1 protein-coding gene (only partly in view) is annotated in these 13,271 nt (G+C 77.1%); it reads left to right on the top strand.

Annotated features, from left to right (window positions below; translation table 11 throughout):
- Positions 1 to 13: 13 nt before the first annotated feature.
- Positions 14 to 13,271: the 5' portion of an amino acid adenylation domain-containing protein gene (locus ACF089_RS28580; protein ID WP_392032495.1), read on the top strand. Its footprint extends 3,485 nt past the window's final position; the window shows 13,258 of its 16,743 coding nt (coding positions 1–13,258); the start codon lies at positions 14 to 16; the stop codon falls past the right edge of the window.

Below are 13,271 nucleotides of genomic sequence, written 5' to 3'. Positions count from 1 at the left end.
GGGCGGCGAAGCGATGAGGCAGAACGATTCCCAGGATCGTCCCGACGGGGCCGGCGCGGGGACCACGGCTCCGGGGCGGGACCGGCCCGCCGGAACGCCCGGAGCCACCGGAGCCACCGGAGCCACCGGAGCGTCGTACAACGGCTCCGGCGGCGCCGCGCACCGGAACGGCGGCCGGGAGGCCGGGGCCCCCGGCGGCCCGGGCGGCAGCGACGGCGAGGGCCGAGGCGGGGGCGGGGGCGGCAGCGACACCGCCGGGCTGGAGGACGTGCTCCCGCTCACCCCGCTCCAGGAGGGCCTCCTCTTCCACGCCGGCTTCGACGCCTCCGCGCCGGACGTCTACACCCTCCGGCTCGTGTTCGAGCTGCACGGAGAGATCGACCCGGCCGCGCTCCGCGCCGCCGCCGGCACCGTGCTCGCGCGGCACCCCAATCTGCGGGCCGCCTTCCTCCAGGACGGTCTCGAACGCGCCGTACAGGCCATTCCGCGCGGCTGGGAGACGCCCTGGCGGGAGCGGGATCTGCGGGCCCTCTCCCCGGGCGAGCGGGCCGCCGAGCGCGAACGCGTGCTGGCCGAGGAGCGCGCCCACCGCTTCGACCTGACCCGCCCGCCGCTGCTGCGGTTCACCCTGATCCGGCTCGACGACCAGTCGTGCACCTTCGTCCTGACGGCTCATCACATTCTGCTCGACGGCTGGTCGATGCCGCTGCTCGGCAAGGAGCTGTTCCGGGCGTACGCCCTGCACAGCGGCGCGGCCGCCGAACCGCTGCCCCCGGTGCGCCCGTACCGGGACTTCCTCGCCCATCTCGCCGTCCAGGACCGCGACGCGGCGGAGGCGGCCTGGCGGCGGTCGCTGGCCCGCGCCGACGAACCGACCCTGCTGGTCCCCGAGACCGCCGGAACGGCCGCCGCCGTCGCCGAGCCGCCCCGGCAGCTCGATCTGAGGATCTCCGCCGCCACCGCCAAGAGGCTGACCGCGCTCGCCGCCGAGCGCGGGCTCACCGCCGCCTCCCTCCACCAGACCGCCTGGGGAGTGGCGCTGGCCCGGATCACCGGCCGCGCCGACGTCGTCTTCGGCACCACCGTCTCCGGCCGGCCGGCCGAACTCGACGGCGCGGAGTCGATGATCGGTCTCTTCATCAACACCCTGCCCGCGGCGGTCCGCGCACCGTCCGGGCGCTCCCTGGGCGCGGTGGCCCGCGACGTCCAGCGGGACCGCGCCGAACTCCTCGGCCACCACCATCTCGGGCTCGCCCGCATCCGGGAGATCGCCGGGCCCGGGGCGCACTTCGACTCGCTGCTGGTGGTCGAGAACTTCGGGGTGGACTCCGCCGGGCTCGCCGAGGCGCAGCGGGCCGGCGGGCTGACCGTCGCCTCGGTCCGGGGCGAGGACGCCACCCACTACCCGGTCACCCTGGTGATCCACCCCGGCCCCGAGCCCCGGATCGCCCTGCGCCACCGCCCCGATCTGGTCGCCCCCGCGCGCGCGGCGGCCCTCGGCGCGGCCTTCGTCCGTGTCCTGGACGCGCTGGCGGCCGATCCGGAGCGGCCCGTGGGCTCGGTGGAGCTGCTCACCGAGCAGGACCGCAGGCGGGTCCTGGACGACGGGGCCCCGGCGGACGGGGAGAGCGCCCCGGCGGACGACACCCTGGTCGCGCGGTTCGCGGCCGCCGCGGCCCTCGATCCCGACGCCGTCGCCGTCACCGACGGCACGGCCTGCCTCAGCTACGCCGAACTGGACGCCGAGTCCAGCCGGATCGCCCGGCTCCTCGGGGAGCACGGGACCGGGCGGGGCGACCTCGTGGCCCTGGCGCTGCACCCCTCCGCGCTCCAGATCTGCGCCGTGCTCGGCGTTCTGAAGGCGGGCGCGGGGTATCTGCCGCTGCCTCCCGACGCGCCCGGCGCCCGGGTCGCCGACCAGCTGGCCGTCGCCCGGCCCGTCACCGGCCTCACCACGACGGACGTTCCCGCCGGCGAGTTCACCGGGGTCCGCTGGACCGCCCTGGACGACCCGGCCGTACGGGAGCGTCTGGGCGCGCTGCCCGGCACCGCCCCGCCCGTCGGACTCCGCCCCGGGGACACCGCGTACGTCATCCACACCTCGGGCTCCACCGGCCGCCCCAAGGGCGTGGTGATCGAGCACCGCAATGTGCTGCGGCTGCTCGACGCCACCGAGGGCGACTTCGGATTCGGCCCGGACGACGTCTGGACCCTCTTCCACTCGTACGCCTTCGACTTCTCCGTCTGGGAGATCTTCGGCGCGCTCCTCACCGGCGGCCGGCTCGTGGTCGTGCCGGCCTCCGTGACCCGCTCGCCCGACGACTTCGCCGCGCTGCTGCGGGCCGAGCACGTCACGGTGCTCAATCAGACCCCGTCGGCGTTCCACCAGCTCGCGGACTCGGTGCTGGGCGCCGCTCCGGACGCCGCGCCGCTCGCGCTGCGCACCGTCGTCCTCGGCGGCGAGGCGCTCGACCCGGACCGGCTCACGGCCTGGCGGGAGCGCCACGGCGAGGACGGGCCGGAACTGGTCAACATGTACGGCATCACCGAGACCACGGTGCATGTGACCCACCATCCGCTGGACGCGGAACCGGAGCGCGAGGGATCCGCCGGCGCGGACGGCCCCGGCGGACCCGGTGACGGGTCCGGGCCCCGCAGCCCCATCGGGCGGCCCATCGAGGACCTGGGCGTCCGTCTCCTGGACTCGGCGCTCCACCCGGTCGCGCCGGGGGCCGAGGGCGAGCTGTACGTCTCCGGGCCGGGCCTGGCGCGCGGCTATCTCGGGGCGCTCCCGCTGACGGCCGCCCGCTTCGTCGCCGATCCGTACGGCCCGCCCGGCGGCCGGATGTACCGCACCGGAGACCTCGCCCGCTGGACGGAGGACGGCGAACTCGACTATCTCGGACGCGCCGACGAGCAGGTCCAGATCCGCGGCTTCCGGGTCGAGCCCGGCGAGGCGCGGGCGGCGCTCGCCGCGCTGGAGGGCGTCGCCGAGGCCGAGGTGCTGGCCCGTCCCGCCCCCGGCGGCGGCACCCGGCTGATCGGCTACGCGACCGCCGGGACGGCGGACCCGCTCGACCCGGCCCGGCTGCGGGAGGCGCTCGCCGCACGGCTGCCGCACTATCTGGTGCCCGCGGCGATCGTCCCGGTCGCGGCCTGGCCGCTCACCGGCAACGGCAAGCTCGACCGGCGCGCCCTGCCCGAGCCCGAGGACGGCGCCGAGGCGGGTTCGCGGGCCCCCTCGGGCCCCCGGGAGGAGATCGTCGCCGGGCTCTTCGCCGAGGTGCTGGAGCGCGGCGCGGTCGGCGCGGACGCCGACTTCTTCGCCCTCGGCGGGCATTCGCTGCTCGCCACCCGGCTGGCGTCGCGGATCCGTTCGGCGTTCGGCGTGCAGCTCTCGGTGCGGGACGTGTTCGAGGCCCCCACCGTGGCCGCGCTGGCCCGCAGGGCGGGATCCGCGGGGGCCGCCCGGCCGCCGCTGCTGCCGCGCCCCCGCCCGGCCGAGATCCCGCTCTCCCCGGCCCAGCGCCGGCTCTGGTTCCTGCACCAGCTGCACGGGCCCAACGCGCACTACAACATCCCCTTCGTGGCCCGTCTCACCGGGCCGCTGGACCTCCCCGCGCTGCGCGCGGCGATCGGCGACCTGGTCGCCCGGCACGAGAGCCTGCGGACGGTGTTCCCGGCCGGTGAGGGCCGGCCCCGTCAGGAGATCCTGCCGGTGGCGGAGCTGCCGGACCCGCTGACGGTGACGGAGGTGACCGGCGACGTCCTCGACGCGCGGGTGGCGGAGCTGACCCGCGCGGTCTTCGACATCGAGCACGAGATCCCGCTCCGGGCGACCGTGCTGCGGCTGGACGCCGAGCAGCATGTGATCGCCCTGGTCGTCCATCACATCGCCGCCGACCAGTGGTCCGCGCGGCCTCTGCTCGGCGATCTGGCCGACGCGTACGGGGCCCGCCGCCGGGGCCTGGCGCCGGACCGGCCGCCGCTGCCGGTGCAGTACGCCGACTACACCCTCTGGCAGCACGACATCCTCGGCACGGCGGACGAGCTTCCTCCGGAGGAGGGCGCGGCGGGGGCGGCCGGCGGCGCGCTCGTACCGCATCCCGCCGGTCCCCCGCCCGGCGGCGACGCGACCGACGCGGCGCACACCCTCGAGGACGCGCGGCGCCCGGTCGCCGCCGGGCCCGCCGGGGTGCTCGCCGCGCAGCTGGAGCACTGGCGGGAGCGGCTCGCCGGGCTGCCCGAGGAGATGCGGCTGCCCGCCGACCGGCCCCGGCCGGCGGAGCCCACCCACCGGGGCGGCTTCGCCCGCTTCACCGTCCCGCCCGAGGTGCACCGGGGCATGCGCCGGGTGGCCCGTACCGGCGCCGCCTCGATGTTCATGGTGGCGCACGCGGCGCTCGCCGCGCTGCTGCACAAGACCGGCGCGGGCAGTGACGTGGTGATCGGCACGCCCGTGGCGGGCCGTCAGGACGCCGCGCTGGACGATCTCGTCGGCTTCTTCGTCAACAATCTGGTGCTGCGCACGGACACCGGCGGCGACCCGAGCTTCGCGGAGCTGCTGGAGCGGGTGCGGGAGGCGGACCTCGCCGCCTACGCCCACGCGGATCTGCCCTTCGAGTCCCTGGTGGACGCGATCAGCCCCCATCGCTCCCTCGCCCGGCACCCGCTCTTCCAGGTGATGCTGGCCCACGAGAACCGGGCGGGCGGCGAGATCGGGCTGCCGGGCGTGACGACCAGCGCCTATCCGGCCGGCGGCCACACCGCCCGGTTCGACCTCACCTTCACCCTGGCCGAGCGGGAGGGCGTCGACGGTGTCGACGGCGTGCTGGAGTACGCGACCGACCTCTTCGACGCCGCCACCGCCGAGGCCCTCGCCGGACGGCTGGTACGGCTGCTCACGGCCGCCGTCGCCGACCCCGGAGCCCCGCTGCACCGGCTGGACGTGCTCGACCCCGCCGAGCGGACCGCGCTGCTCGCCCGGCCCGCCGCCGCCCGGCCGCACCCGGCCGACGACGCCACCCTGCCCGCGCTCTTCGCGGCCGTGGCCGCCGAGCACCCGGACGCGCCCGCGCTCGCGGGAGCGACCCTGACCGGTCCGGAGCGGATCGAACTGACCTACGCGCAACTCGACGCGGCCGCCGACGCGCTGGCGCGGGACCTCGTCGAACGCGGGGTACGGCCCGAGGACCGGGTCGCCGTCGTGCTCCCCCGTACGGTCGAGGCGGTCGTCTCGCTGCTCGCCGTGGTGCGGGCGGGGGCGGTGTATCTCCCCGTCGACCCGGACTATCCGGCGGACCGGGTGGCGTACATGCTCGCCGACGCCGCCCCCGCGCTGGCGGTCGCGGTGCCCGGCGCGGCGGTCCCGGACGGTCTGCCGGTCCTCGCCCCGGCTCCTCTTCTCCCCGGCGCTCCCCCGGCCCGGCGGACCGCGCTGCCGCGGCCCCGGCCCGATTCCGCCGCGTACATGATCTACACCTCGGGCTCCACCGGCCGCCCCAAGGGAGTCGTCGTCTCCCACTCCGGGCTGCCCGCCCTCGCCCGGACCGTCATCGACGGCTTCGGCGCCGGCCCCGGCTCCCGGGTGCTCCAGTTCGCCTCGCTCAGCTTCGACACCTCCGTCTGGGAGATCGTGATGGCGCTGCTCTCCGGCGCCGCCCTGGAGATGGTCCCCGCCGACCGCCGGCTCGGGCCGCCGCTCGGCGACTTCCTCGCCGAGCACGGCGTCACCCATCTCACCGTGCCGCCCGCGGTGCTCTCCACCCTGCCCGATTCGGCCGTCGCGCCGGGCACCACCCTGATCGTCGCGGGCGAGGCGTGCACCGCCGAACTGGTGCGGGCCTGGGCCCCGCGCACCCGGATGTTCAACTCGTACGGCCCCACCGAGACCACCGTCGACGCCACCCTCTGGCGGTGCGCGGCGGGCGGCGGCCACGGACCCGTGCCGATCGGGCGGCCGGTCGCCGAGACCGGGGTGTACGTCCTCGACGCGGCGCTCCAGCCCGTCCCGCCCGGGACGGCGGGAGAGCTGTACGCGTCGGGATCCGGTCTGGCGCGGGGCTACCACCGGCGGCCCGGGCTGACCGCCGAACGCTTTCTCGCCGATCCGTACGGCGCGCCCGGCGACCGGATGTACCGCACCGGAGACCTCGCCCGCTGGAACCGGGACGGTGAGCTGGAGTATCTGGGGCGCGCCGACGACCAGGTCAAACTGCGCGGCTTCCGGATCGAACTCGGCGAGATCGAGGCCGCGCTGACCGCCCGTCCGTCCGTGCGGCAGGCCGTCGCCCTGCTGCGCGAGGACACCCCGGGGCTGCGGTATCTCGCCGCCTACGCCGTGCCCGAGCCGGGGGCGGAGGTGGACGCGGGCGCGCTGCGGGACTCGCTCGCCCGGGAGCTGCCCGACTATCTCGTGCCCTCCGTGATCGTCGGGCTCGACGCCCTGCCGCTGAGCCCCAACGGCAAGGTGAACCGCCCGGCCCTCCCGGTCCCCGTGCTGGGCGGCGGCGAGGACGCGCCGCTCGACGGGCCCGCCGCGGAGTTCGCCGCCCTCTTCGCCGAGGTGCTGCGGGTGGAACGGGCCGGAGGGGAGGATTCCTTCTTCGCCCTCGGCGGCGACTCCATCTCCTCCATCCAGCTGGTGGCCCGGGCCCGCCGGGCGGGATACGCGCTCAGCGCCCGCCAGATCTTCGAGCACCGCACCCCGGCGGCGCTGGCGGCGGCCGTGGCACGGCTGCCCGGGAGCGCGGACGTCTCGGGGGCGGACGGCTCGGGCGCCGACGCCCCGGACGCGGGCGCCGACTCGGGTCCCGTACCGCTCACCCCGGTGATGTCCTGGCTCGCCCGGCACCCCGGGCACTGGCGCGCCTTCCACCAGTCGATGCTGGTCACCGTGCCCGCCGACCTCTCCGAGGACCGGCTGCGCACGGCGCTCGACCAGCTCGCCGGGGCCCATGACATGCTCCGCGCCCGTACGGCGACCGCCGAGGACGGGGCCACGGTCCTGGAGCCCGCCGCCTCCGCCTCCGTGCCCCTCACGGCGGTCGACGCCGAAGGCGCGGACGAGCGGCGGCTGCGCGAGCTGATCGCGGCGGAGTCGGCGGCGGCCGCGGCGGCGCTGGATCCGGCCGAGGGCCGGACGGCGCGCGCCGTCTGGTTCCGGCGCGGACCGGCGGACGGCCGGCTGCTGCTGACGGTGCACCATCTCGCCGTGGACGGGGTCTCCTGGCGGATCCTGCTGCCCGATCTGGCCGCCGCCGTCGCCACCGGCCTCGCCCCCGACCGGCCCACCACCTCCTTCGGGCACTGGGCCCGGCGGATCACCGCGTCGGCCGGCGCGCACCGGGCGGAACTGCCGCACTGGGAGGCGACGCTCCGCGACGCCCCCGAGCCGTTCGGCCCGCCCGGCGCCGGGCGGGCCGAGGAGCCGGACGACGAAAACGGGACCGGGACCACGACCGGGACCGGGACCGGGTCTGACACCGGGTCCGGGCGCACCCGGGCGCCGGGCGGCGGGACGGGGACGGCGGGGACCCTGCTGACCCGGATCCCCGCCGAGCTGACCGGCCCCCTGCTCAGCCGGGTCGCCGACGCCTTCCACGCCCGCCACGACGAGCTGCTCCTCGCCGCGCTCGCCCACGCCGTCGACGGCGGACTCCTGGTCGATCTGGAGTCCCACGGCCGCCACGAGGAGCTGGTCCCGGGCGCGGAACTCTCCCGTACCGTCGGCTGGTTCACCACCCAGTACCCGGTACGGCTCGACGCCGGGAGCGGCGGCCCCGGCCGGGCCGTCAAACGGGTCAGGGAGCAGCTGCGCGCCGTGCCCGGCCACGGCGCGGGCTACGGGCTGCTGTACGGCCAGGCGCCCAGCGGCGCCCGGGTCGCCTTCAACTACCTGGGCCGGTTCGCCGCCGGCTCCCCCGGCGGGCACTGGGCCCCCGCGCCCGAGTCGGACGCCGTGACGGCCGGGGAACCGGGACCGCCGGTCCTTCTCGACGGACATCAGCTCGACATCAACGCCTCCACCCTGGACGGCCCGGACGGTCCCGTGATGACCGTCCGGTGGACCTGGGCGGAGAACGCCCTGGACCGGCGGCGGGTCGAACGCATCGCCGCCCGCTTCACCGGGGCCCTGCGCGAGCTGGCCGACCGGCACACCGAATCCGGCTACGCCGGTCACAGCCCGGCCGACTTCCCGCTGCTGTCGCTGGACCTCGCCGAGATCGCCGAACTGGAGGCGGCGCGCCCCGCCCTGGACGGAGCGCTGCCGCTCTCCCCGCTGCAGTCGGGGCTCGCCTACCACGCGCTCGCCGACGCCTCGGCGACGGACGTCTACGTGGTCCAGCTGGAGCTGGAGATCGACGGCGCGCTCGACCCCGCGCGGCTGCGGGAGGCGGCGCGCTCGGTGCTCGCCCGGCACGCCGGTCTGCGGGCCGGATTCCGGCAGCTGTCCACCGGCGCGCTGGTGCAGTACACCGTCGCCGGGGCCGAGCCGCCGTGGCGGGAGGTGGATCTGCGGGCGGCGGCCGGCGCACCCGGATCCTCCGCCGCCGGTCCGCCCGGTTCCGGCGCACCCGACACGCCTGACACCCCCGGGGCTCCCGACACTCCCGGGGCTCCCGGCGCGCCCGGGGCCTCCGCCGCGCTCGCGGCGCTCGCCTCGCTCGCGGAGGAGGACCGGACCCGGCGCTTCGACCCGGACCGCCCCCCGCTGCTCCGCTTCACCCTCGCCCGGCTCGGCGACGACCGCCACCGGCTCCTGTTCACCAGCCATCACCTCCTGCTGGACGGCTGGTCCGCGCCGCTGCTGCTGACCGACCTCTTCACCCGGTACGCGGGCGGGGAGCCGGTGGCGCGCCGCCCCTTCTCCGACTATCTGGGCTGGCTGGCCGGCCGGGACACGGCGGGCGCGCTGGACGCCTGGCGGGAGGCGCTGGCCGGGACGGCCGAGCCCACGCTGATCGCCCCGGACGCGGCCGGGCTCGCCCCCGGCTTCCCCGCCGAGGCGGCGCTCACCCTCGATCCCGGTCTCACCCGGGCCCTGGAGGAGCGCGCGCGGGCCTGCGGTACGACCCTCAACACCCTGGTGCAGGCCGGCTGGGGGCTCGTTCTGGGCCGTCTCACCGGCCGTGACGACGTGGTCTTCGGCGGCGCGGTCTCGGGTCGCCCCGCCGAACTCGCCGGTGTGGAGTCGATGATCGGGCTCTTCGTGAACACCCTGCCGACCCGGGTACGCCCGGCTCCCGGCCGGACCCTCGGCGAGATCGTGGCCGATCTGCACCGTCGCGGGCTCGCCCTCCTCGACCACCAGCACATGGGCCTCGCCGACATCCAGCGGGCCCTGGAACTGCCCGCGCTCTTCGACACGATGACCGTCTTCGAGAACTATCCGTTCGACGAGGACGCCCTCGGCGCGAGCGAGCGGGCCGCCGGACTGGAGGTACGGGGCATCGGCGGCCGGGACGCCACCCACTATCCGCTCACCCTCGCCGTGACCCTGCGCGAAGGCGTGCTGCGGCTCGTCCTCAAGCACCGGCCGGAGCTGACCGGCGCACCGGAGGCCGAGCACATCCTGCGGCTGGTCGCCCACGCGCTGGAGACCCTGGCCCACCGCCCCGACACCCCGGCCGGACGGGTCGAGCTGCCGCTCGCCCCCGCCGACGGCGTCACCGGGGTCCCGGGGCTGCTCAGCGGGCCCGCGCCCGCCGCCCGTACCGCCCCCGGCATCGCGGCGGCCTTCGCGGCGCTGGCGGAACTCCGGCCCGACGCCACCGCCGTGAGCGCCCTGGGCGGCGGTCCGCTCCTCAGCTACGCCGGGCTCGCCGACCGGGCCGCCGCGCTCGCCGGCCGGCTGCGCGCGGCGGGGGCGGGGCCCGACCGGGTGGTCGGGGTGCTCCTGCCCCGCTCGGCGGAGCTGGTCGTCAGCCTGCTCGCGACCGCCTGGGCGGGCGCGGGATTCCTCCCCCTGCACCCCGACTGGCCGCCCGCCCGCCTGCGCGCCGTCCTCGCCGACTCCGGCGCCGTCGTCCTGATCGCCACGGAGGACGACGCCCTCGGCGACCTCGGGATCCCGGTGCTCCGTCCCCCGCTCGACTCCGCCCCGGAGGGTACGGAGGACACCCGCGAGACCCGTCCGCACGGGCGGACCACGGCTCCTGACGCACCGGCCGGAACGCTCTCCGGCGAGTCCCGGGACTCCGGCGGCGCCGACGGCTCCGGCGAACGGACGGACGGCGTCCGCAAGCCCCCGCCGCACGGCCGGTCCACAGCCGCCGCCGCACCGGCCGGAACGGCCCCGGGCACCCCCGGCGACTCCGGCGACTCCGGCGACTTCAGCGCGTCCAGCAGGTCCAGCGCGTCCAGCCGCAGGGCGGACGCCATCCGGCACACCGCGCCGAACGGCCGGGCCGCGGCCCCGGGCGCACCGGCCGGAACGGCCTCCGGCGTCCCGGCCGGCCAGGCTGCCGACGCCCCGCAGGGCACCGGCACCGGCAACGGCACCGGCTCCGGCACGGAGTCGGGCGGTCGCGAGGCCGGGCCGCGCCCGGCCCCCGAACCGCTCTCCCCCGGCCGGCTCGCCTATGTGATGTACACCTCCGGCTCCACCGGCGAGCCCAAGGGCGTCGCCGTCACCCAGGGCTCCGTGCTCGCCCTCGCCGCCGACTCCCGGTTCGCCGGCGAGGCGCACCGCCGGGTGGTGCTGCACTCCCCGCACTCCTTCGACGCGCTCACCCATGAGCTGTGGGGCACCCTGCTGCGCGGGGGCGAGGTCGTCCTCGCCCCCGACGCCGCGCTCGACCCGCCGCGCTGGCGGGAGCTGCTGGGCCGCGATCCGGTCGGCTCGGCCTGGTTCACGGCCGGCCTCTTCGCGCTGCTCGCGCAGGAGGCCCCCGAGACCTTCCGCGGCGTACGGGAGGTGTGGACGGGCGGCGACGTCGTCTCCCCGGCCGCCGTCGCCGCCGCGCTGCGGGCCGCGCCCGGGCTGCGGATCGTCAACGGCTACGGGCCGACCGAGACCACCACCTTCGCCACCGCGGGACCGGTCGGCCCGGACGGGATCGACGCCTCGGCCGCGCTGCCGATCGGACGGCCGCTGGACGGCACGACCGCCCGGGTCCTGGACCCGGCGCTGCGTCCGGCGCCCCGGGGCGTGCCCGGGGAGCTGTATCTCGGCGGCGACGGACTGGCCCGGGGCTATCTCGGCCGGCCCGCCGCGACCGCGGAACGCTTCACGGCCGATCCCTGGGGCGAGCCCGGGCAGCGGATGTACCGCACGGGGGATCTCGTACGGGAACGTCCCGACGGCTCCCTCGACTTCCTCGGCCGCACCGACGACCAGCTGAAACTGCGCGGCCACCGGATCGAGCCGGGTGAGGCCGAGGCCGCGCTGCTGGCCCTGCCCGGGGTGGCGCGCGCCGCCGTCGCCGTACGCTCCGATCTCCCCGGCGGGTCCGCGCTCGTCGGCTACGCGGTGGCGGGGGCGGGGGCCGTTCTGCGCCCCGGCGAGCTGCGCGAGCGGCTGGCCGCGACCCTGCCGGGGTATCTGGTGCCCTCGGCGCTGGTCGTCGTCCCGGAGATTCCGCTCACCGCCAACGGCAAGGTCGACCGGGCCGCGCTGCCCTCGCCCGGGGCGGAGCGCGCCGACGGGGGTGCGGGGTACGGTCCGGGCGCGCCGGCGGGTCAGCGCGAGGAGCTGCTCGCGCGGCTCTTCGCGGACGCGCTGGGCGTGGAACACGTCGGTCCGCACGACGACTTCCAGGCGCTGGGCGGCCATTCGCTCACGGCGATGCGGCTGGCGGGCGCGGTACGGTCCGCGCTGGACGCCGAGATCTCCGTGGGCGATCTGCTGACCGCCCGCACCCCGGCGGCGACCGCCGCGCTGCTGCGCCCCCCGGCGCGCTCCGCGCCGCCGCTGACCCGCCGGGAGCGTCCTGCCGAGCTTCCGCTCTCCCCGGCGCAGCAGCGGATCTGGTTCCTGGACCGGCTGGCCGGGGAGCCGACGGCGGCGTACAACGTGCCGCTGGCCGTCCGGTTCGACGGCCGTCTCGACCCGGTGGCGCTGGGCGCGGCGCTGGCCGATCTGCCGGCCCGCCACGAGTCCTTGCGCACGGTCTTCCCGGACCGGGACGGCCGGGCGCGCCAGGTCGTACGGGAGGTGTCCGAGGCGGTGGTGGACCTTCGGCTCGTGGAGTGCCCGGCCGAGGGGGTGGCGGACGGGCTGCGGGCCGAGGCGGTGCGGCCGTTCGACCTGACGGCGGAACTTCCGATCAGGGCGGCTCTGTTCCGGGCGGCGGACGGCTGTGACGTCCTGCTTCTGGTGCTGCATCACATCGCGGCGGACGAGTGGTCGGTCCGTCCGCTGCTGGGGGATCTGTCCGCCGCCTACGCGGCCCGGGTCCGGGGCGGGGCCCCGGGCTGGGAGCCGCTGCCCGTCGGCTATCCCGACTACACGCTGTGGCAGCGCGAGTTCCTCGGCGACGGGGAGGAGGCCGGGAGCGGGGCGGCCGGGGAGATCGACTACTGGCGCGCCCGGCTGGACGGAGCGCCGCCCGAGCTGCCGCTGCCGCTGGACCGGCCGCGTGCGAAGGAGACGGGGTACGAGGGCGGCGTCGTCGAGTTCACCGTCCCCGACGAGGTGCGCGAGGGGCTGGCCCGGCTGGCCCGGCGCACCGGGGCCACGCCCTTCATGGTGGCCCACGCCGCTCTCGCGGTTCTGCTGCGGCGGCTCGGCGGCGGCTGTGACATTCCGATCGGCACCCTGATCGCCGGGCGCGACGAGGCCGCCCTCCACGATCTGGTGGGGTTCTTCGTCAACACCCTGGTGCTGCGGACGGACGTCGGCGGGGACCCGACGCCGGTGGAGCTGATCGCCCGGGTCAAGGCGGCCGATCTGGCCGACTTCGACCGGGCCCGGGTGCCGTTCGAACGGCTGGTGGACGTGCTGGGGGTGGAGCGCTCGCTGATGCGGCATCCGCTCTTCCAGGTGATGCTCAATCACCAGAACCGCGCCGAGGGCGGGCCCGGGTTCGACGGGCTGCGCGGTGAGCCGGTGCCGGTGCACACCCGTACCGCCAAATTCGATCTGACCTTCACGACGGTGTCGCACCCCGGTCCCGGCGGGGCGCTGACCGGCGGGATCACCTACCGTACGGGCCTGTTCGACGCGGCCACGGCCGAGGCGCTGGCGGGCTGGTTCCTGCGGGTGCTGGCGGCGTTCGCCGAGCGGCCCGACACGCCCGTCGGCTCGCTGGAGCTGCTGGACGACGGAG

The sequence above is a fragment of the Streptomyces sp. NPDC014894 genome, assembly GCF_043080985.1.
Taxonomy (GTDB): Bacteria; Actinomycetota; Actinomycetes; order Streptomycetales; family Streptomycetaceae; genus Streptomyces.
The sequence above is the reverse complement of the archived record's forward strand: the minus strand, read 5'-3'. Positions and strand labels throughout refer to the sequence as shown.